This is a genomic window from Anaerovorax odorimutans DSM 5092, from assembly GCF_000426305.1.
In the GTDB taxonomy this organism is placed as follows: Bacteria; Bacillota; Clostridia; order Peptostreptococcales; family Anaerovoracaceae; genus Anaerovorax; species Anaerovorax odorimutans.
Window position 1 is genome coordinate 92,613 of sequence record NZ_AUFC01000009.1, and the last position, 23,221, is coordinate 115,833.

General features: G+C 36.8%; 18 protein-coding genes. 2 read left to right on the forward strand and 16 right to left on the reverse strand.

The window, feature by feature from the left end; all coding sequences use genetic code 11:
* Positions 1-4: 4 nt before the first annotated feature.
* The 4 genes from K292_RS0105125 to K292_RS0105140 all read right to left on the reverse strand — a co-directional run bounded on the left by K292_RS0105125 (position 5) and on the right by K292_RS0105140 (position 3,062).
* Entirely contained in the window at positions 5-994 is a 990-nt protein-coding gene (locus K292_RS0105125) for a sensor histidine kinase (RefSeq protein WP_027398936.1), read from the reverse strand.
* On the reverse strand, positions 981-1,667 hold the full coding sequence (locus K292_RS0105130; protein WP_027398937.1) for a response regulator transcription factor: 687 nt from the start codon (positions 1,665-1,667) through the stop codon (positions 981-983). Before K292_RS0105130 ends, K292_RS0105125 begins: the two co-directional genes overlap by 14 nt.
* Positions 1,664-1,858 (reverse strand): MerR family transcriptional regulator, encoded by a 195-nt coding sequence (locus tag K292_RS0105135; RefSeq protein WP_027398938.1) that lies wholly within the window; start codon positions 1,856-1,858, stop codon positions 1,664-1,666. Before K292_RS0105135 ends, K292_RS0105130 begins: the two co-directional genes overlap by 4 nt.
* A gap of 466 nt (positions 1,859-2,324) precedes the next feature.
* Positions 2,325-3,062, reverse strand: coding sequence for an MBL fold metallo-hydrolase (locus K292_RS0105140; RefSeq protein ID WP_027398939.1), 738 nt, complete (start codon positions 3,060-3,062; stop codon positions 2,325-2,327).
* Between the two features lie 705 nt (positions 3,063-3,767).
* Here K292_RS0105140 and K292_RS0105145 point away from each other — a divergent pair.
* On the forward strand, positions 3,768-4,475 hold the full coding sequence (locus tag K292_RS0105145; protein WP_027398940.1) for an alpha/beta hydrolase: 708 nt from the start codon (positions 3,768-3,770) through the stop codon (positions 4,473-4,475).
* 127 nt (positions 4,476-4,602) lie between these two features.
* Here the strand turns inward: K292_RS0105145 and K292_RS0105150 are convergent, their stop codons facing one another.
* From K292_RS0105150 to K292_RS0105200, 10 genes are all read right to left on the reverse strand, one after another.
* A complete protein-coding gene (locus K292_RS0105150; RefSeq protein WP_027398941.1) occupies positions 4,603-4,863 on the reverse strand; it encodes a hypothetical protein in 261 nt (86 codons plus the stop codon).
* 9 nt (positions 4,864-4,872) lie between these two features.
* On the reverse strand, positions 4,873-5,625 hold the full coding sequence (locus tag K292_RS0105155; RefSeq protein ID WP_027398942.1) for an ABC transporter permease: 753 nt from the start codon (positions 5,623-5,625) through the stop codon (positions 4,873-4,875).
* Positions 5,626-5,634: 9 nt separating this feature from the next.
* The gene (locus tag K292_RS0105160) at positions 5,635-6,405 is read right to left on the reverse strand and encodes an ABC transporter permease (protein WP_245570828.1); all 771 of its coding nucleotides are present in this window, start codon (positions 6,403-6,405) and stop codon (positions 5,635-5,637) included.
* Complete coding sequence (locus K292_RS0105165; RefSeq protein ID WP_027398944.1) at positions 6,389-7,312, reverse strand: ABC transporter ATP-binding protein; 924 nt, start codon at positions 7,310-7,312, stop codon at positions 6,389-6,391. The genes K292_RS0105160 and K292_RS0105165 overlap by 17 nt, the downstream gene beginning before the upstream one ends.
* A gap of 121 nt (positions 7,313-7,433) precedes the next feature.
* On the reverse strand, positions 7,434-8,390 hold the full coding sequence (locus K292_RS0105170) for a sensor histidine kinase (RefSeq protein WP_027398945.1): 957 nt from the start codon (positions 8,388-8,390) through the stop codon (positions 7,434-7,436).
* A 1-nt stretch (position 8,391) separates the two neighbouring features.
* Positions 8,392-9,090 carry a response regulator transcription factor gene (locus K292_RS0105175; RefSeq protein ID WP_027398946.1) on the reverse strand — a complete coding sequence of 233 codons (699 nt, stop codon included), beginning with the start codon at positions 9,088-9,090 and terminating at the stop codon, positions 8,392-8,394.
* Between the two features lie 752 nt (positions 9,091-9,842).
* A complete protein-coding gene (locus K292_RS0105185) occupies positions 9,843-10,199 on the reverse strand; it encodes a glyoxalase/bleomycin resistance/dioxygenase family protein (protein ID WP_027398947.1) in 357 nt (118 codons plus the stop codon).
* A gap of 80 nt (positions 10,200-10,279) precedes the next feature.
* On the reverse strand, positions 10,280-11,677 hold the full coding sequence (locus K292_RS0105190) for an MATE family efflux transporter (protein WP_027398948.1): 1,398 nt from the start codon (positions 11,675-11,677) through the stop codon (positions 10,280-10,282).
* Positions 11,678-12,091: 414 nt separating this feature from the next.
* Positions 12,092-12,778: a TetR/AcrR family transcriptional regulator gene (locus tag K292_RS0105195; RefSeq protein ID WP_207637158.1), complete on the reverse strand. Its 687-nt coding sequence runs from the start codon at positions 12,776-12,778 to the stop codon at positions 12,092-12,094.
* 78 nt (positions 12,779-12,856) lie between these two features.
* Positions 12,857-13,675 (reverse strand): MerR family transcriptional regulator, encoded by an 819-nt coding sequence (locus K292_RS0105200; RefSeq protein ID WP_027398950.1) that lies wholly within the window; start codon positions 13,673-13,675, stop codon positions 12,857-12,859.
* A gap of 221 nt (positions 13,676-13,896) precedes the next feature.
* Between K292_RS0105200 and K292_RS0105205 the strand changes: the two genes are divergently transcribed.
* Positions 13,897-15,168, forward strand: a complete 1,272-nt coding sequence (locus K292_RS0105205) for a RidA family protein (protein ID WP_027398951.1) — start codon at positions 13,897-13,899, stop codon at positions 15,166-15,168.
* A gap of 265 nt (positions 15,169-15,433) precedes the next feature.
* On the opposite strand, the gene K292_RS18995 is transcribed toward K292_RS0105205, so the two are convergent.
* Both K292_RS18995 and K292_RS0105210 read right to left on the reverse strand, forming a co-directional pair.
* Positions 15,434-15,559, reverse strand: a complete 126-nt coding sequence (locus K292_RS18995) for a DUF2442 domain-containing protein (RefSeq protein ID WP_216858783.1) — start codon at positions 15,557-15,559, stop codon at positions 15,434-15,436.
* Between the two features lie 298 nt (positions 15,560-15,857).
* Positions 15,858-23,213 carry a cadherin-like beta sandwich domain-containing protein gene (locus K292_RS0105210; protein WP_027398952.1) on the reverse strand — a complete coding sequence of 2,452 codons (7,356 nt, stop codon included), beginning with the start codon at positions 23,211-23,213 and terminating at the stop codon, positions 15,858-15,860.
* Positions 23,214-23,221 lie beyond the last annotated feature (8 nt).

Consider the following 23,221-nt stretch of genomic DNA (forward strand, 5'->3'; position numbering starts at 1 on the left):
TTCGTCACTTTGGGAAACGAATGGAAAATATAGCGCCGCCCTGCGGGTGATTTTGGGCAGTGACCGTCCCACCCTGCCGTGTTATAATCTTCTTGCAGAGAGACAATCCAATCCCGTATCCTGTAGTGCCTGCGTTTTTACCACGATAGAACCTATCAAACAAGCAGGGTAAATCTTCTTTTTTAAAGCCCGCGCCGCTGTCATGGATGGTAATTTGGGTAAATAATAAGTTGTCCTCACAAACAATCTTAATTTTCCCGTTATCACCTGTGCTTTCCATACAATTTTTAAGAATGTTTTGAATTGCTTCCGAAAGCCATCCAAAATCGCCCTGAATAATTATTCCTTTTGGCACGTCTATTTGCAAAGCAATATTATGCAGCTCCATTGGAATTAAAAACGGGTGAATCGCAGTGCTTATCAAAATATTCACATCTATCTGCTCGTCTTGAAAAACTACAATACCAGCATCCAGGCGAGATAATTTCAACAAAGAAGTAAGCAGCCAATCCATTTGTACAAATAATTCTTCTGTTTCCCGCAACAATGATTTTCGGTCATTTTCATCAGGGTTATTCTCTAACAATGACAAAATAAGGTTCACGGATGTGAGAGGGGTACGAAGTTGATGAGCTATATCAGCCAGCGAATCAGCAAGATGTTTCTTTTCTTTTTTCAGTGCGTCGTTTTGCTCCCTAATACGAAGTGTCATTTTAGTTATCTCGCTTTGCAAAATAGACAGTTCGCCTTCGTCCGATTCACCAATATACAGATGATCAGAGTTATGAAGCACAAGATCGATTTGATCTGATATCTGCGCAATACTTTTATATCGTGCTTTAGTAAACGCGAAAAACATCGTACCAAAGGCGGCAGCAAAAGCAATGGCAAGGATTCCTGCCGCCATATTTATTGTAAATCCAAGAATTACAGCAGCGGCGGCCATTAAGGACAACAAAATAACAAACTGTCTAAATTCTCTATTCCGAAGCATACTCGCCACCCAATCTATACCCCATACCACGAACGGTCATAATTATTTGTGGGCTTGCTGGTTCACTCTCTATTTTCTCACGCAAGCGTTTGATGTACACAGTCAATGTATTGTCATTGACAAACTCACCCGCCGCATCCCACAATTCATCAAGTAGTCTGCCCCTCGTAATAATACTTTTAGGATTGCTAAGAAACACCAGCAACAAACGGTATTCTAAAGCTGAAAGGAAAACCTCGTTGCCGTTCTTTTTCACTATGCCGCTTGCCGTATCTACATAAAGTCCATGAATTTTAAAAACCGACCCGGAATGCCCGCTTTTTCGCAAGGCAGTTCCAATTCGTGCAATTAATTCACGCGGACGAAAAGGCTTTGTGATATAGTCATCCGCGCCCATGTTCAGCCCGGTAACAACACTTGCCTCATCGCCAGAAGCCGTCAAAAATATAACGGGAACATTTTGCATTTCTTTAATTTCTGTACAAACCGTAAAGCCATTTCCGTCTGGCAAAGAAATATCAACAAGCGCCAAGTCAAATTTATTCCCGGCAATCTCAGCAAGGGCTTCATTCCGAGTAGAGGAGTGTATGACTGTAAAGCCCTCCGATTGGAGTAGAAGCACAAGATTTTTGGTGATTGCCTTATCGTCTTCAACCAAAAATATCCGTTTCATTTATTTTCACCATCCTTTACTTTACTGCTCCTATATCGTCCGTCAGCCGGTTTTTCAGCATCAACCGGAACAAGCCATGTATTTCCCATTTTTTTTGCTCCCTTAATCCGTCCAGCAGAGCAATGATACACTACCATTCTGTCTGTAATTCTCCAATTTTTTGCTACTTCTTTTGTAGTTATATAATCCATGCATAATACCTCCATAATTTCATTATATTTCTTTTGACGGAAATATACAATCCAATGATTTACAGTTCCGTTATAATAAAATAGACCCAATCACAAACAAATGCTGGGTCTACAAAAATTAAGATTTAATTTAATTTATAATACACTTCATCCTCCACAGGTTCCCAAGAACTCCACATTATTAAATCGGTAAATTAAATTTTATATGTGGGAATTGTACTATAAACAATAACTACAAAGCGTTTTTCTATCAATCACATATATGTCTATAAAGCAGATAGTCCAGAAATTTTGCAACTTTAATCTCTTTCACCTTTTTAGTGTACTATACTGATCGAAAACAAATCCCCACAGACTATCATCATTAAATCTTATTAAAGTAGATGATAGTTTTATGGAAGAATTAGTACCTTTTTAATAATAAACATTAAACGAAATTCAAGATCTTATCCTCTATTTTAGATTATTAGAAGTTCGATACTAGTTCTTTTAAACTTTTTTTAACATCTGAATTGTAAAGTCCACCATGATAACAAATGATTTTCTCTATATCATAGTTTAGAAGTTTTAGAATTGAGTCTTGTGCATCCTGTACATTCAAAATGAATTGTGGCATTGCCATACATAACTCTTCATTTTCCACCACTAAGGCATCCCCCGCGATGAGTGTCTTTGCTTCTTTAAGATATAAAGATATGTGCCCGGGCATATGCCCTTTTGTATCAATTACCTCAATGCCGCCGCAGAAAGGAAGTATATCCCCGTTGTTTATTATACTAACTTCGTCAATACCAACTTTTTGAATAGAGGCTATAAATTTTTGAAATTGCATACCCCCTTCTTTTTCACTTTCCGGCAATTTCTCCTGAATTTCTTTGGCTTGCTGTAATCTTAATGAATCGCGCTGTCCTGTTATATATGGAGCCTCTATTTTTGAACACAGAATTTCTACAGCCGGATAGCTTTCTTTTATCTCCCGTAGAGCTCCCATATGGTCGTGATCATGGTGTGTAATAATTATTTTTGTCAACTGATTAAGTGATAAACCAATTTTATTCATCTCTTTGTCTAGCTTCGGCACAGAATCCGGATAACCACAGTCAATTAAAATCAATTCGTTATCATCTTTCAGAAGTGTAGGATATATAATAATATCCATTTTGTCTAAATGAAAAGTAATCGGTAACATGAATATGTTGTTCATTTTTTTAACTCCTTCATCCAAAATTAAATCATTAATTCTTTTTTATAGCAGTAATAAACATAATATGAATTTGGCTACAAGGTATGCTCATTATTGCTAAAATGCTTACTATTTTTCTCTTCATACTTTATCGCCATATATTCAATCTTCTAATCCTTTTTTCAATATAATTGCTAGTAATTATACCTCTTTTGTCAAATTATTTCCATAATTCTCCTAAAAGAAAAGACTATGTTTATGAATAATTTCTTTCAAAAACCTTCTTTTTCTTCCCGTTGAGCCTGCAATCAAACCCTGCTCAATTGGAAGATTCTCTTCCTTTCTTAAATAATCAACTCGAAAGTTACAGGATGATAAATTTGAGTAATTTCTCTTTTTATTGCAAATCTTGCGACACCGTGCTAACCTTCACCAACGATTTTAGATTTAATGCCATTGAATATAGTAATGAGTAAGAAGTGACAGACTGCCAATGATGGTGAACATAATTGCACCGATAGGTAAGCCAATATACACTTGCCCGTTCATAGATGATTCCTTTCTTTTTTAATTATTTTGCAGTATAATTATTAAAATCGATTGTTATTGCATGGAATTCGACTAGTAGTTTTAATATTATCAGTCGAGAAAGGAGGGTTTTATATGTCTAATAAATCAATAATCAAGAATCTATGGAGGGTTATACCTCAATAGTCGGAGGTAAAAATGAAAGTTGAAAATATAAAAATAAATAATATTCCTGCTATTCTGTGGGGAGAAAAAAGTACCAAATTATTTATTGGGGTTCATGGTAATATGTCTTCAAAATCTGATATTCCTATTTCAGTTTTAGCAGAAGTAGCAACACAACTTGGTTATCAAGTTTTAAGTTTTGATTTGCCTCAACATGGCAACAGAAAAAATGAACCAACACTTTGCAAAGTGCAAAATTGTGTTTCCGAACTTAAAACAATAATGGGGTTCGCAAAATCTCAATCACAATCTATTTCATTAATGGCTAACAGTATGGGAGCATACTTCAGCCTACTTGCTTATAGAAAAGAACCTTTAAAGCAAAGTTTATTTCTTTCACCCGTTGTTAATATGGAACGAATTATTTATAATATGATGAATTGGTTTAATATATCAGAAGAACAACTTCATAAAGAATATGAAATATTAACCCCAACTGGTCAAACTATATATTGGGATTATTATCAATATGTTAAAAGTCACCCTATAAATGAATGGAATATACCCACTTCAATTTTATATGGAAAAAACGATACTCTATGTGAATACGATTTTGTTTCTTCATTTGCAAAAATGTTTGGATGCAAATTTGAAGTATCAGATACATCAGAGCATTATTTTCACACTGAAAAAGATATCAATATTTATCGAAATTGGTTAATGACTAACATAATTAATTGAAGAGCATATCTTTAAAGAATTTATTTTATATTATCACCCGAGGGCAGTTTACTCTCGGGTAATTATTTTTATGTCATCTCCATTGGCCTTTGCCATTTTCTATGATATGTAAGAACCATTTTCCTATTCATAACTGGTGGTTCCTTAGAGGATTAATTAATTCAACCATTTCAATTTTTTGACTGTCTTTACTTAAATAATCCATAGAATAAACTTCTGCTTCTTCACGTTTCACAAAGTCAACTGTTAAAAATGATTCTCTTAGATTTAAATATAATGTAATAACCAGGTTCAAAGATTCAATACAACTTTTCTTACTATATAACGGAACTGTCGCTTTAAGTATATCTGCCATATCTGGAGCAAGAAATTCAATCTTCCTTATCAAAGTCTATTTTTATAACCGTTTTCTCTTTTTCGGTGTTTTCTTATTCTCAAAGCCTTTCGTACAAAGCAACATAATAATTGATAAAGCTGCCATAAGAAGCATTACAACAATTTCCACAAAAAAATTAAAGATAAGAGTACCATCTCCCGTAAATTTAATAATTCCAAGACCAGCAGTTATAGGATAGTAATCAGTTAATGCTCTACCCGCGATAAAGATTCCACAGAAACCATAAACAAACGCCAAACCAGTTCCAGCAAGAAAACCATTTTGCTTTCTAGTAAAAAATATAATTATAGGCAGCACGGCCAGATAGCAGCAAAGTCCCAATCCAACGAGCTGAAAGAAGGATTTCATTACAAGAGCCGAAGATATATCTCCATGACAAAACATTGCACCTAGGACAAATGTACATAGAAAGCTAAAAAAACCATATAATGCAGCAACAATCCCAACTGTAATCGCTTTTCCTGCCAATAATTTACGAAATGAAATCGGTACAGTTAACATATTTTTCAATGTATGATCCACATACTCACGGTTTATGATATAGCCTCCGATCAAAACAATCATAAATGGAAAAGCCATGCTGAAGTTATTCCATATGACGCTGTTTGTATAACTTTCATACTGCATTATTTCATTACCACTGCTCTGCTGAAAAACTGCTAAAAGTGCTGAAAACAATACAGCTACAATACCGATCCAAACAATACTGTAGCGCTTAAGTTTTTGAAATTCTGTAATAATTATATTAATCATAGTTTCCTCCTAATCTTCTTGCTTTTTAAATATGAATGAAATCAGCAGAATTGATATTACCGCTATTAAGAACAGTATTCCTGCACAAACGGGAGTGGACAGCATATAGGGCTTTCTCATTGCAAGATATTCCGCGGTAAGTCCGTTCCAATAGGATGTCCACCAGCGCATAATGACTGGTGCGGGCAACATTGTAATAAGAGCATTGTTAGGAGCAAAGTTTAACATGTTAAGTGATATGCCAAAATTTAAGAATGAATAAATAAAGGCAACGATAATAGAAAAAATATAGCTTTTATTAAAATAGACAATAAGAATAATCACAGGAAGAACTGAAACAAACAGCATAATACCAAGGATTGTACTTAATCCTAATTTAAAAGCAACTCCTTCCACAGAACCCACAACTAGTCCACCGATGATTGTAGCTCCTAAGCCAGCTATGGAATATAATACGGCAACAAGCAAAAGTACAGACAATTTTGCTGCTACAAGTTTAGTTTTGGGAACCGGTACGGTCATCAGATTTTTTAACATGTCACTGTCTCTTTCCATGAAGAACAGGATGCTTGCCACTACACTTAGTACGCATGGTAAAAGGAGAAAATCTCCAAACGTAACGACCAGCTTAAAAAGCTGTTCAAAATGCAGACTATCCTTTGCTACTAATGCGGTCAGGGGGATAGGAAAAAGGCCGGCCGCTAACAAACAAAAGAGAATAAACTTCTGCCGTTTGATTTTGGCAAATTCGCAAATAATTAAATCAAGCAATTCCCTCACCTCCGGTGACATGTTTGAAATAATCCTCCAAGGTATCATTTTGGGTATGCGCTTCTGATATATTAAGACCACTTTCAATCCATTTACGGGTAATAGCAGCCACTTCTATTTCCGTATCGTAAAGTCGTAAATTATAGTCGTCATCAATATGAAAATTGGAGGTATGAAATTCAGTCTCCAAAATTCTGGAAGCCTGAGATGTGTCCGTTACGATAAAATGAACATATCTGCTGTTTTTCTTCTCTAATTCGGAGAGGCTTTCTTCTTCCAGTAAAACACCGTGATCAATGATGCCAATATCGTCTGCCAACAAGGCCATTTCAGATAAAATATGGCTGGAAATTAAAATAGTTTTACCTTGTTCCGTGCTAAGCCGCTTTATGAAATCACGGACTTCCACTATACCGATGGGATCAAGTCCGTTGATAGGCTCGTCCAAGATCAAAAGCTCCGGATCATGTAAAATAGCATTTGCAATACCAAGCCGCTGCTTCATACCAAGCGAGTACTGCGAGAATAACTTTTTATCTTTATAAGGCAGTCCCACCACATCCAATGCTTTTTTAATAGCATTGCTTCCCGGTACTCCACGGAGCCTCGCCATAATCTTAAGGTTTTCCGTGCCAGTAAGGTTAGGATAAAAGCTAGGCGATTCAATCAGGTTGCCAATTCGGGAAAGAATTTTCTTTTCATTCGTATGCATATTTTTTCCGAAAATACGTACTTCTCCAGATGTAGGACTTGTCAGTCCCAGCAGCATTTTCATAGTGGTAGTTTTTCCTGCACCGTTACGTCCCAATAGACCGTAAATCCTGCCTTTCTTCACATGGATACTTAAATTAGCAACACTCTTTTGTTCACCGTACTGCTTTGTCAAATTATTTGTTTCAATTACAAAATCACTCAAGATGTAAAATCCTCCTTTATTTTTATAAATTTAATTTTATTCCCTCAACCTTGAATGAACCTTGCACGAACCTTGAATTAACCTTGAATCTTACAAGAGAAGTAAAAAACCTGCCTTTCGTTCAGCAGGTTTTTTCTTCAATCAATGGAAATCGTACGATAAATTCTGTTCGTTGATACGGTTCACTTTGGACTGTAATAGAACCGTCCATCTTTTCTACAAGCTGCTGTATAATGGACAACCCTAAGCCGCTTCCTTTTTCAGAACGTGCTGTATCACATTTATAAAGCCTCTCAAAAACATGAGGCAGATCCTGCTTGGAAATTCCCTTACCATTATCTGCAACAGAAATTATTATACTAGCGGTAAGGAGAGAGATCTTGATTTTGATGTGACTTGCCCGACTATGGGAGATTACATTCTGAATTAGGTTATTTATAATACGAGCATAGGCATCTGTATCTAAATTAACCTTGATGCGTTTTTCCGGGATTTCTATATCAAAATCAAGTCCATTGTTCTCAAAAATTGGAATCCAGTCTTTTAATATGTTTCTGGTAGGTTCTGCAAGCTCTACTTCCTGAATAGCAAAAGTTTCTTCATTGGAATTCAGTTTAAACCATTCAAACAGCACATCTACATAGTCTTTCATATCATGTGCCCTCAACCGGGCAGTTTCTATATATTCTTCCCGTTCCGTGCCAACTACAATACCTTTCTGCGCTGCATCTAAATATCCAATTAGAGTTGTCAGCGGAGTACGCACATCATGGGAAAGACTTGTCATCAATTGACTGTTGGTTTTCTCCGCTCTTTTTAAGTCAATGACCTGTTCCCGAAACTCAAGAACAATATCATTCATTTTATAGCAGATCATAGAAGTCATATCACTGGGTTTTGCTAAAAGTTTTCGATTGCTGTTGCCATGTGCAATGTCGTCCAGTGTCTCGGAAATATCCTTCAATTTCAACTTGAAATTGCGCATTTTTCGGAAAAGCAGAAGGGTAGAAATGACAGCAATAATGGCAATTACAACTACAGTAACAAGCAACGGGAGCTTCACATAAATTCCATCCATTTTATACCTCCCGGCTAAATCGGTAGCCTACACCTTTCACTGTTTGAATATAGATAGGATTATTTGGGTCAGGCTCTATCTTTTTTCGCAGTTTACTAATATATCCCATGATGTTGTTATCATCATAGGCATAGGGTTCTTGCCATATTTCTTCATATATTTGCTGCTTGGTTAAAATTCTACCTTGGTTTTTAGCAAGGTAGCAAAGAATATCAAATTCCTTTGCATGAAGCTCAACCTGCCCATCTTCAATATAAATAATCCGAGTGTCCAAGTCGATTGTAAGCTTCTCAAATAAGAGCCTATGAGGTTCTTCGCTGGCATTGTTATTTAAGGTCGTATATCGTCGGATCAAAGACAAAACGCGAGCAATAAATTCTTCCACATCGAAAGGTTTTGTCAGATAGTCATCGGCACCGGAACGGAGTCCGTTAACTTTGTCGGTACTGGTAGTTTTGGCAGTAAGCATCAACACTGGAACAGCGCTCGTTTTTCTTATTTTTTGAAGCACCTGAAATCCATCCATTCCCGGCAACATGACATCCAAAACAATAAGGTTATAATTATTTTGTACTAACTGATTTAAACCGTCCGTTCCTGTATGGACAAAATCAGCGATTACATTTTCAGTTTCTACGCATTTTTTTAATAATTGACATAGCTCTATATCATCATCAATAATCAAAATGTTATTTTGCATACTATTACCCCCATCATCTATAAAATTTCTCTTTCTCTTCCCATCTTTAATAAGTATCCTATAGAAGTCTTAAAACTAGTTAGAATTACACTTTGTTTATATCAGTTTACCCTATGTCATCTATATTTTCACTATTTTTTAAAAATTGTCTCAAAACACACCAGATTGTGTTCAAGTCTACTTTTATCCTCCGAACCGCATTTCATCATCATTATTATCTTCTTAATATTCTCATCTGCCTTTTTACTTATTCCAAAAGATTCATAAAAACTAACACGCTTCATTAATCACAAGCAACATTAATACTATTTTTTTCTCACAAAATTGTAAAATAAAACCCATTAAAAAAAATTCATAATAATTTCCATGATTCAATTATAGAGGAGTCAGTTTACATCTGAAAATTTAAAAAGTTTCAGTAAGAAAAATCATGTACAGCAGAATAAGGGCCATGCTGATTGTCCTTATGATAATGCTAATTTTTCATGATCTAAAACATCCAGCTCTATGTGTATATAGATATTATTAGAATTTTTTAATTAAATACTATTGATAACAAAATCCATATTTCTATTTATTTCCTCTACACTTAACTGATTTAATTTTGCAATGACTCTTTGTAATCGCTTAGAAACTTGGTGTCTTGTATTTGTTATAGCCGATTGGCATATGTCTCTGGCATCATTATTCGTTCACTTCCTTTCTTCAGTATTCGTATTCCGTCAGCTCTACTATATAAGTAAGAGTACTGGCTAATTTCGTTGTTCTACATATTCTGCAATAGTGCCGTCAAGGTGTTTTACAATCATATTGACCCCTGTAGGAGTCTCTTTTATATCTTTCATTATCATGGCACCATTCTCTAATAGGAAATCTTTAAATTCTATTATCGAGTCAACAATAAATACTGCTTTTGTATCTCTAAATGACTTTAGTACTTCGTCCGAGCCGCCAATAATAAGAATGCTGCCTACTTGAGCTACTTCCAAATGAAACTGCTTGTGTTCGAATCTCATACTACATTTTTCCCTTAGAAGGTTTTCATAGAATGTTACCACCTGATCCATTTCATTAACATAAATTCGATTTAAAATCTGCTTAACTTTCATTTTCATTTCTCCTTCAATTTTTATATAAGTTCTTTATATTTTTAGGTTATATGTTTTATTATAAAGTGTAAACACCATGACTATTTACCAATTACATTCAAATTTGAATTAGATACCTGCGATACCTGCACTTTTGCAGAATGCTTGATTTCTCCATTCATTTTTATTGCTAAAATTCCCATGATGATAATCGTAATAATATCAGCAATCGGCTGAGCTACGATTACTCCATTTAGTCCCATAAATTTAGGCAGAATCAAAATAATAGGAATAAAGAACACGGCCTGACGTCCGGCACAAAGTACCCAACCACCTAATGGCTTACCAAGTGCCATAAATAGCATACAGTAAATTGCTTCTATGCCATAGAAAATGAATGTTATGATATTGATACGAAGTGCAAACGAGCCGATTTCTATAACTGATGCATCGTTAGTTGTGAATAAAGAAACTACCGGCTGTGGTAATGAAATCATGAATAGCGTCATTAAAACACAAAAGATGGTAGTCCATTTCACTGCGGTCTTTGTTGCACTCTGTAACCGTTCATATTGTCCCGCACCATAATTATATCCGGCAATGGGCTGAAAGCCTTTTGCAAAACCAAATACCGCATAGATGCCCATAGAAATCACACGGGTCACAATTCCCATTGCAGCAATAACAGAATCCCCATATGGCTGCGCTACCATATTTGTTAAGCTAATAGCAACACTGGTTGCAAGCTGAAAAACAAGAATTCCTATTCCAACTTTAAAAATTTCCTTGAAAATTATACCTTCAAAACGGATTTCTTTTGGAAAAAAGCTAAAGATACTTTTTTTCTTTACTATATAAAACAAGTACATAATTGATGTTACGATTTGAGCAACAGCCGTTGCCAAACCTGCTCCTATAATCCCCATATGTAGACCAAAAATGAAAGCAGGAGCAAAGATGACATTTAGTCCGGCACCAAGTAACATAGCAGTCATAGAAACCTTAACTGCACCCTCGCTTGAAGCAATATTGTTCATGGTAACATTAAATATGTTGAAAATTGAGCTGGCTATATAGATAATGGTATATTGTTTTGCATAAGGAAAAATTGTTTCCGTTGCGCCTAACCCCCATAATACTTTGTCTAAGAAACACTCTAACAGAATAATTACAACAGCCCCAATAATAAGGCTTGAATAAAGAGCCGTTGAGGCTACCTGACTTGCTTCTTCATTTTTCCTTTCTCCCAACAGTCTGGATATATATGCCGCTGCACCGCCGCCAAACATAACTGCGATACCAACAATCGCTTGTCCAAGAGGGAAGGCAATAGATATTGCTCCCATTTGGCTTGTCCCAAGTCCTCCAACAAAGTAAGCATCAATCAGATTATAAAACCCTGTTACCAGCATGCCGATCATTGTCGGCAATCCCATTTTCAATAAAAGCTGAGGGATTGGGGCTTCCCTTAGCATTGTGATACGTTCTTCCTTGTTCATGATAAAAATCTCCTTTAGTTTAAAATTTGTGTACATTTATGAATGAAATTGTGGTATTACTTTTTTTAATGTAAGGCTGCAATGACTATCTTCGTGATCACCCTGCAATTGCTATTGACTGAAAGTATTGATTGATTTAGCGCTTCCCTGACTTGATCTTGTTTCTTTTGCAGCTTTCTTGATCCTGAAACTATGAATAGAACATTTTTATGTAATCCCGATTTTACGATTCGCAATGTTTTTATCTTTTCATTCGCCACGTTTTGAATGAATAATTTTATTCATTCATATAATAAACCCTTCTGCCAAAAAAGTCAATGAATGAATTTATTCAATAAATTGCTAATAAAAAATACATGATAACCAATAGCCTTTTCATGTATTTTTTCTTTCACATATATTCTATTTTATATTCTAATCTGCCTTGATTCCTAAAACACGTACTAGCATATCTTGCGTAAAATCGAAAAAGGATTGCATATATTCCTTTGCATTTTCCTCCGGCATTTCTGCGTGGAACGTGTGTACCAGACCTGAAATCAAAAACTGAGCTGTTCTTGGAGCATTGCTACAACTAAAAGTTTTTTCTTCCATTCCCTGTTCTATAATTGGTATCATTACAGTCATCCATTGATATGCTACATCATCTAAGAGAATTGCCCTAATACTTGACCCCTCATTATATCTGGACTCAAACTCATGGTGATTCACCGAAAAATCAAACATACGGTTTATAACAAGATTCAGCTTTTCAATGGCCGAAATATCCTGCGATATTGGAATTTTCATTTGTTCTACCACTTGTATTGCATAATATTCTGAAGTTGCCGCAAAGATTTCCGTTTTCGATTTAAAATACCGGTAGCATAAACCAGGAGATATATTCATTCTTTCAGCGATATCTTGAATTGTTGTATTTTCATAACCTTTTTCAGAAAACATCTCTAATGCTGTTTCTACAATCTCTTGACGTCGTTCATCTGGTTCTTTTGATATACGTATTTTACGGGAACGATCCTTCTCGTCCTTTGAGAATTTATTTTTAGACAATGCCATATTTTTGCCTCCGTTTAAAATCATTTTATGAATGAATATATTCATTATCATCCATCTTTGATTTTTTGTCAAGACAACGGTATTTTTATTTACGATAAACTATTTTTTCTACATTTAAGCCCTTTAAGTTTTTTTAATTATAGGAATTTGAATTTCCGAAATGTATTCATTCTCTGAATCCGAAAAATCGTAATCCACTATATTTTTTTCAATGGAGTCTCCTGCGATCTGATATCCATTTTCTTCAATCCAATGTATAAGTAGTTGATAATGCTTCCCCATATCCCTATAGGGTCCTAAAAACGTAATACAAACATATTCATTTTCAGGAATTATCTTCAATTGCTTACAAAACTCCGAATCGACGGGCACAATTTCAATAAAATATCTGAATTTATTAAAAATCCTCTTGTCCATATTTTCCTTTGATAATGAGGTATATATCTGTCCTTCAATAAGCCAGGAACTTATTTTTAAATAATTTTCATTCCTCTTTAAATTTTGCTTAATTTCAAAATCACTTTCAACATTATTCATATCTATAAACTCCCCTATTCTTTGGGGAATTTTCTTAATAATTATTTGATCTAACTGACCCTCTATATTTTCTAAAAGCTCAAGCTTTGTTTGAATTTTTCTTTTAAGATTTACCAGCTTGTTCATTTTTATATCAATTTCCTCTTCCTTCTTTTTCAGCAAGCAAAGTAGATTGTTTGTATTCTTGTTGCTCATGTATTTTTTTATTTCACTCAATGAAATATCAAGATTTTTTAAGAAAAGAATTCTACTTAACTTGAAGAAATTTCTGATGCTATAGTATCGATAGTCATTATTCTCATTGTGCTCAGGTTTAACTAGATTGATTTTGTCATAATACCTCAGTGTGTCGGTACTGATATTAAATAGTTTTGACAACTCTCCAATTAAAAATTTATCTTTCATAAAAATCTTCCTTCATTTCTTTTTAAAATCCTATGTGAGTTAAAGGCTATTATACCGTAGGACTCCTATTTCAGCAATACTTAAGAATATTTTTTCACTTGGACCAAAAATTTATTTTGATAATAGTAAAAATACCTATTGACATTGGAACTAGTCCAAGGTTTATTATTCACTTAAATGAATTTTAAGATTCAATCAACAAAACAAAGGAGAATACTATTATGAGCGATTATAACGCAGTATTAGCAAGAAATACAGAAAATGCACCAAAAGGTATCGGTCCATATTCACAAACTGTAGCTTTTTCTCATTACAATAATCTTTCAGCTCAATTACCTATCGATTCAAAAACTGGTAACTTAGTAGCTGGTGGTATAAAAGAGCAAGCGCAGCAGTGCTTTAAAAATATCAAGGCAATTTTAGACAACATTGATCATGTTATGAGCGATATTGTTAGAATCACTGTATTCGTTAAGAACATCAAAGATGTTGACGCAGTAGACGAAATTTATAAAACATTCTTCCCAACCTATGTTCCTGCACGGACAACAGTGGCAGTTGCAGCTTTACCTATGGATGCTTTAGTGCAAGTTGAAGCACTTGTTTCAAACGGTGAAGGTACAATTCCAAACGCACCACAAGCAGGCGACCTTATAAAGCTTACAAATAACACAGCAAATGCACCAACTAGTGCTCTATCTACACAAACAGTATCTTTCTCTCATTACAATAATATTTCAGCTCAATTACCTATTGAGCCAAAAACTGGTAGATTGGTGGCTGGTGGTGTAAAAGAGCAAGCTGGACAGTGCTTAAAAAACATCAAGGCAATTTTGGAAAGTATTGACGTTCCTTTTGACGATATTGTTAAAATTAATATCTTCCTTAAAAACCTCTCGGATATTGAAACTGTAAACGAAGTTTATACTACATTTTTCCCAGACTCGGCTATAGCTAGAGCCGTAGCCTATGTCCCTGCACTGACAACAGTTGCAGCTTCAGCTTTACCTATGAATGCATTAGTACAAATTGAAGCAGTGGTGTCACACGGAGATGGTACACCCCCACAAGCTGTTGAAGATAGGCATGGAATCGTCATAAAGGCAAACAACACGGAAAATGCACCAAAGAGTTCTCTATCTACACAAACTGTAGCTTTTTCTCATTATAATCATATTTCGGCTCAATTACCTATCGAACGAAAAACTGGTGAAATGGTAGCTGGTGATGTAAAAGAGCAGGCAAGACAGTGCTTAAAAAATATCAAAGCAATTTTAGAAAGTGTCCACCACGTTATGGACGATGTAGTTAAAGTAAATATCTTCCTTAAAAATATCGCAGATATTGATGCTGTAGACGAAGTTTACACAACATTCTTTCCAGGTGGTATTCCTGCACGAAGAACAGTTGGCGTATCAGCTTTACCTAAAGATGCTTTAATCCAAATCGATGCAGTTGTATCAAACGCTGAAGGAACATCTCCAAACGCATAACAAGCATTTGTTTATAAATACAGGAACTATCAAAGTATATACATTACAATTCTTTTTAAGGATAAGCAATGCTATCGTTTCAATATACGTTGAGTAAACAATAATGATGCCATGAGAGCCTACTGGGTCATAGGCCAAATGGAGACAAATACGTCTCATTATAAATTATATAGAACAAATGTAAAACGAGAAACGTTGATTTAGATACGTTTCTCGTTATTATTATCTAATTATTTTCCGTTTTATTAATGCGTTCTAATATCGATCAAATCAGATTTTGAAGCAATCTTTCAAGCTTCGTCTTTAAATTCAGCGTGATACTGCCACCGTTGGTCAATCGTACCTCCAACTGATAATCCTCTCTGGGATGCACTTCTATTATCATTGTCATAAAATCACTCCAAAACAAAAATAACTACTGTATCATTGTACAGTAGTCCTTTCTTTCTATAAGCTACCCACCAGGTAGTTTTTCGTCATTTTATTAGTCATTTAGGGTTTCAAAATATTGCTCCAGCAATGCACGGCTTCATGAGGTTCTTTAATCGATGCAATCCCCTTTGGTATCCCTTCTCATTGGCGAGCCATCCAAGAATATGCTTAACACCACTTAACTTGAAAAATTCATGCCAGCCCTATGGTTTATAATAGTGAAATGGAGTGCTCCAATACGGAACACTCCACATCCTTTAAATCAGTTCTGCTTTCTTCAGCAGCTTTTGAACAATCGACGCAACTTCAGCCCTCGTTATATTGTCTTTTGGCGCAAGTTGTTTTCCGCCTCTTCCTGAAACAATTCCAGTTTCAATACAAGTGGCAATCGATGCTTTGGCATAGCCAGCTGCATCCGTTGAGTCTGCGAAACCAACCAGAAGACTGCTTATTTCAGCATCCATCAGCCCTGACTCCGGTCCGGTCAGTTTCATGGCTCTGGCGATGATCGTCATGGCTTGTTCACGGGTTATATTGTCCTCAGGTATAAATTTGCCATTACCATACCCGGATATGATGCCATATTCATACGCGATGGACACTGCATCATAATACCATTCATTTTTGGAAACATCGCCAAAGGAATCTTTTCCAACTCCAGTACGCATTAATCCTAACGCCCGCACCACGATTGCTGCAAATTCTGCTCTGGTGATATCCCTGTCCGGCTCAAATCTATCATCTCCAACACCACTGATGACCAGCCTTGAACCCATGTCATTCACCGCATCCTTCGCCCAGTGCTTTTCAACATCTGCAAAATTCTTCGGACTGTAAATAATAGAGTAAACACTGTTAGTTAGGCTATTTATCTTTGCATAGTATTTACCGTCTACAACAGTAATTCGAGTTGGTACGTGGCTAAAGGTGCCGTCTGCATTAAAGACAATACCCGTTGTGATCTTACTTGGATTAATCCCATCAGGAATGGCAACCGTTCTTTCCACATAACCGTTGAATTTTGAAACCTCAACTGTCTTATCTCCATTGGTGCAGGTTATTTCAAAATCCACAGGTTTCACGACAATGTTGTAGTTGTCCCTGCCTGCCATATCCTCAATGATTTGAACAGTTTTGGGAGAAGCAGCAGAAATCGCTACATGAACTTTAATGTCCTGCAATGCCACCTGCTGACCTATTTGATCCGATACCGCATCAATATTAATTTCTGACGCAGGCAGCTTATAGGTAACAGTATCTTTTTTTATTTCAAGAACTGCCTCCTTGGCTTCCATATTCTTAACCATTTGTCCTGTCAGTTCGCCTATTACCACATCCGCTTTAGTATTGACAGGTACCGTCACAACAGAACCCTGTCCCTCTGCCTCAAGCTTTTGTTCAAGCTTTTTCGGGTCAATCACCATAGTTGTCGTTATCACATTATCTTTTTCAACGGTCATAGCAACCGCGGAGTTTTCATGAACCTGACCGTTGACAATGATAGCAGCTCCTTTTTCATCAGCAGTCGCCTTGGTGTTATGGGCATTCGTATGATGATTTGAACCACTTGACTGTCTGTAGACGGACAAGTTATACGTTTTCGTTGTTCCATCCGATGCCTGTACATTAATCTGTAATGTATTTAATCCATATTTCAGACTGATGGACTGCCCTCCCGGGCCTGCATAAGGGATGCCATTTATGGTTACTACTGAATTGGTATCCGCCTTAATCGGTGTTACCACCACCACACTGACTGCCGTATCCACATCCGCACTGTAGGATAAAGTCTCCGCATCAAATGTTGGTGCAAGTGAAACACTTTGTTCCCCAACCGTCAGTGTCAAGCCAGACAAGCCATGGGCTATCAATGTGTTATAGGATGGACAATCTATGGTAAATGACTGTGTTGTCAAATTATTTTTGGCTCCTGAAATCTTTGAAGCCGCAATGGATATAGACGCTAATCTAGATGCCTTGTTCATTACCGCTGCATGCCCAGTAAATGCAATCGTCAATGTCGTATTATCCACTTTTGTCACCTGATAGTCTAATCCTTCTGGTAAATTATTTATTCTTACATCCTCTTTGGTTACCTCTAAAAATACGCCATCTGTCAGTATAATCGTCTGTTGATCCGTTATACTTCCGTCCTGTGCCAATGATTCAGTAATCAAATCTTTTTGTGCTGTAATATATGGTGGTGGGCTGATAAATCTAATTGTAAAGCTATTTGAAATAATAGGAAATACATTATTTTCAAATATTAAATTGTCTGGTATTACCTTTTCTGCAAAGACTTGAACACATGCCTCTTCTAAGCTATCTTCCTCTTCATGAGACAGAGCATTCCCTGAAAATTCAAAATGAATTTTGGTATTGCTTTCTCTTGTAAAGTTTGACAATTCAACTCCTTTAGGAAGTCCTGTAACCGTTACATCTGCATCACTGATATCCTGAGCAAATATCCCATGAATAAGCGTCGCTGTTACTGCACCCTCTAAACTGCCGTCATTAGCCTTAGATTCACGAATAACACTCACATCAACCTGCATAATAGGTTCCGGCTCATTAAAGTTTATCTTAAATGTATTAGAAGTCATTGGATTATCAGTTCCCATTACATGATCCTGATACACTGTCACTGTTGCATCCGGTACATCATTCTCATTATCATGTAAAAGTGCTGCTCCAGTAAAATTTAGAACCAATTGATTCGATGCAACACTCTCTAAAGCAAAATCCAAATCATTTGGGAGCCCATTAAGTTGAATATCGTCAATTGATATGTCATTACTAAAACTTCCGTTTTCAATATAAACCGTCAAGCTTCCTGCAATCGTACCGGTATCATAATTCGGTCCTGGTTCCATAACCTCTGCCTCGCCTAAATAGATACGAGCTGGGTCATAATAATTTATTCCAAAAGTTTCTGTTGTTAAATCAGATAAAGTACCGTTTACTTTGTCTTTAGCTATTGTAAAGGATACATTTTCCACCGAACAATCTAATCGATGGTCGGCCGTTTTGCCTGTAAATCCGATGGTCAATTGTTGTGCATTATCACGTGTCAAGGTTATGCAAAGACCTGCTGGCAAATTATTTGCTGTCACATCTGCTGCAGATATATCCTCAACAAAGCTACCACCTGTGATTGTTACCACTTGTGTTCCTTCAATAGAGCCGTCATTATTGGCTGACTCATTGATCATGGCAGAACCAAGCGTCACGGTTGGTGCCACATAAATGGTCTTACAAACATTTAACTTGAAAGTCTTTGTCTGTGATTCACTATTTTTATTGATAGTTGCTGTTAGTGTAATCACGCGATCACCGGTAAAATAATCCGGCCTCACAACTTGTCCCATTGTATTAATAACGGTATTATCATCACTTTCCCATGTAATGGTGCTTCCATCTTCTCCCGATGATGGTAAAGTGACAGTTCCTGTGACATGCGATGCATCATCCCCTGGCGTATAGATAATTTGTACATTCTCTGTATCAATAGGAGAATCACTTCTATTTACAACAATGGTATACTCTTGTTGAACACCATTTTGAGCAGTCGTACGAACCATTATAGTATTATCCCCTACATTTAAATCAATTTCCCCAGAGGTTCTTCCAGAGGCCATCACTGTACCATTCACAGCCACAGTTCCATGCAAATCAGATAATGTCGGAATAACTTGAATTGACGTAACATCATTTTCTACTGAAGCTGTATAAGAATAAATATTAGGGGCGAAAGTCTCGTTTAATGAGGCTATTTTAAGCGTTAAAGCGGATAATGTATTATCTGAGGAAGCATTTCTCTTAACCGCGACTGAATAAATCTTAGTCGTTGTGCCATCCTGTGCTGTTACCACCAAAGGTACATTTCGTGTCTCCCCTGGATTAACCGTAATACTTCCCGATGCATGACCGCTTTCAACTCGTTTTCCATCTACAGATACAACAGCTCCTACATCAGAAGTTGTCGGTGTTAAAGTTGTTTCACCTTGATCTCCTAAATCTAACGTATAGCTTGTTATTCCACTATCAAAAGTAGGCAATAAAGTTCCCACAGAAGATACTAACCCTGTTAAATTTGCATCTTCCGAAGCGGCACGATAAACCATTAATGTATATGTTTTTGTTGTTACGTTATCTTGTGCTGTTACAACAATATGAATTGTGTTGCTTCCCACATTTAGTGAAATATTTCCTGAAGCATTGCCACTAGTACCTGCCTCATTGTATCCTGTTGAACTATCATAATGCAAACTTGCCGACGAATCAGAAGTCGTTGCTGTTATCACCAAAGATGAAACATTATGAGCAACATTTAATTCATAACGTCCTTTTAAATTACTTATGTCATAAACGGGTGATATTGCCCCATTATTTGTTGTCAAATTTGATAGCAGTGCATCATTAGATAAGGAAACACTCAGTTCTTTTTCATCATACAAATTAATAGTTGGATCACTTGGCATTCCGCCATATTCAACAATGTAACCTCTAATAGAGCTATTATTCCATTTATAATCATTCCAAGTTCCTTTGCCAGCATACATATGCCCGCAGTTTTCACCGTTATCCGTATTACTTGGGTAGTTGTTTGGTTCTCCTGAAGCCCAATTATTATAGGTATTACTAACAGGATCATATCCACCATTTTTTAATGGCTGATCCCATTGGTCAGCTATTTTTGTTCCAGCTTCTGGACCAGTCACCCAATACCATTCTCGGTCATGACCTTCATCGGTTAACCCCAACCAGCCATTTCCGGTAGTTTTTTTAGCCACAAAATCATTTTCTACTTGAGAAGTAATCGTAGCCAAATAGCCTTGTAATCCATATAAAGTTCTTTGCTCTGCTGCGGTCTTAGCATCATTCCATGTCATTCCCGGTGCAGCTACAAATTCATAATAATGATCCTTATAGCCTACCGCTGTTCCTATTGAAAACCCTATCGTCCTTGTTCCCGTCACAAGTTTTGAAGACATATTATTAAACGTCACACTGCGAAGGGCTGTCTGATAATGAGCTGCTGTAGCAGTTCCTGATAAGGTTAAAATACCTTTTGTTTTATCATAAGAACCGGTTATACCGTTTTGGTTTTCAAAAGAAAGCATATCCCCCGCTTCAAATCCATTGGTTATATAAACCTTGGCACCTTCTATATTATCAGTGCTAGTTATTGTTAAGGCGTTATCCACCACCACAGCCGAACCCTTTGTGAAATCTGTTGTACCCGTAGAAGCTGTTAAATTAGGGGCTGGTTGACTCTCCGCATTTGAGAAGATGAAAGAAAATGTTCCTGAACTAACGTCTGACGATGCGCCAACAATTTTTGACTGAGCAATTGTCACAGAAGCATTATCAATGCTGTCTGAAGACTCATGATTTGTAGCATTGCCAGTAAACGCAATTGTCATTTGTGTATCACTATTTCTGGTTACACTGATACCCATCCCTGCCGGCAAGTTATTGACTGTAACACCGCCATTCAAGTCTTCTACAAAAGTTGCATTGTTAAGTGTTACCACCTGTTTAGCTGTAATGCTTCCGTCATTGTCAGAAGCCTCGGGAATTTCCGTACTTCCAAGAGCCAGGGAACTCGTCAATCTTTGAATATCATTATTACTCATCCCTTTACTGATGATATAGCAATCATCCATGAGTCCGGTATAAGGGTTCCAACCGTCAGGCTGATTGTCCCTCGTCGCTGAGTCATTTGTTCCGAGCTGATTATAGCTCATGTCAAAGTAATTCAATGTATCTGACGTGCTTTTGCTTTCAACCAGCACGTCATCAATATAAAGAGCAAGCGTCGTTGTCGTTGCCGACAATGCAACTTTATGCCAGTTTCCGTCATTGACAGTTTGGGTCGAGACGATTGACATCTGCTTACCACCTTTTTTGCCAATCCAAAGTTCTGCGTATAATTTGCCATCATTTCGAACGCTTAAAATTGGAACAAACGCATCTGGCGTTCCACCTATTTCGGCATTCTGATAACCTAATAGTCCCCCTGAGTTTGTTGTCTTAAATCTCATAATCAAGGTAAAATTAGGATTCTCGTGAATTAATCCATAGGGGAGTACAATGTTTCCATTTTCAGCTCCATCAAAGTTTGCTGCCTGACCAGAAAATCCACTGACATAACTTACTCCGGTTCCTGCTGTACCGTCTTTTCCGTTTCCACTACTGTCAAGCGCATTTCCCTCAAATTTGTAATAGGCAATTATGTCTGTTGCTATGATGACTTTTTCCGTAGTCTGCTGTAAATTCGGTGTCTCTTTATCGTCTTCCGCCACGAGATAGACATTATAAACCGTCGTAGAGGATAATCCGGTCAGATCAATTAATGCTTCTGTATCCGCAGCCAATGTGATACTTCCTTTTTTGATAGCGGAAATACCACCTTTGCCAGTACCCGCTTTAACCTCTGCAGCAGATGGCCCAGAAGCACCATCGGAAAGCACCACATAATAGGCTTTTCCTGGTTTATTTGTTTTCGTTGCAATCTGAGCTGTTGTGCTTCCAACGGTTACTTTCTTAGGATATCCACTTGCCCATTTAGGAGACTCATCGACGCTCCACTTGGCATACAGTGCTGTGTTCTTTGCAATTGGCGTGTTGAAATTGAAAGCTGAATTGAGCGTTGCATCTGTATACCATCCACCGAAAATATATCCTTCTTTGGTTGGTAAAGAAGGTTCAGTTGCTGTGTTTCCACTCAGTACCGTCTGTGGAGCAACAGCCGATCCGTCGTTTGAATTGAAGGATACCATGCATTTTGCCGTGTGCACAACAACGTTATCAAACCTAGCTGGAGTACCATTTGTTCTTAATCCAATTTTACCACTTGTGAAAGTACTATCATTAATATCAATGCTTGGATTAGGAGAATTGTTGAAATAAACCTTTATATTTGTTCCTTCTAGCACAATTTTATAATGATACCACTCATCATTTGCGATAGATGGTGTTGTTGATATCTTCAGTGGGTACCATGAACCCTCAGTTCTTTTATATAATTCAATTTCCTCACCTTTTCTAACTGCAAGCATATAGAGGTTGTTTTCATCCGTAACTCTAAAGGCGATTCCCGTATCATCCCCACCTCCGGAGATGATTTTCATATCTGCTTCAACTGTGTAATCTGTCCAATTTGTATCTCCTGCCAGAGAAAAGTCTTGGTTGGCCAAAATACTGCTCTGATAATACGTTCCTTCATTTAAACTCCATGTTCCGGAAACAGGAGCCCAGTTGGCTGTATCATTACTGAAGAAATCTGCAAACACAGCATTCCATCTTGCATGCAATGTTATATTCGCGTTGATTGGCGTGTTGAAATTGAAAGCTGAATTGAGCGTTGCATCTGTATACCATCCACCGAAAATATATCCTTCTTTGGTTGGTAAAGAAGGTTCAGTTACTGTGGTATCCATATTAACCGTTTGAGGGTTTACCTCACTTCCACCTTTGCTATCAAAAGCAACTGTGCATTCATCTGCAGCATAAGCCATTTGTATACCAAAATCCGGTACCATGGTAACTAACATCGCAACTACCATCATCATTGCTATGATTTTATATAATATTTTTCTTTTCAACATAAGACCTC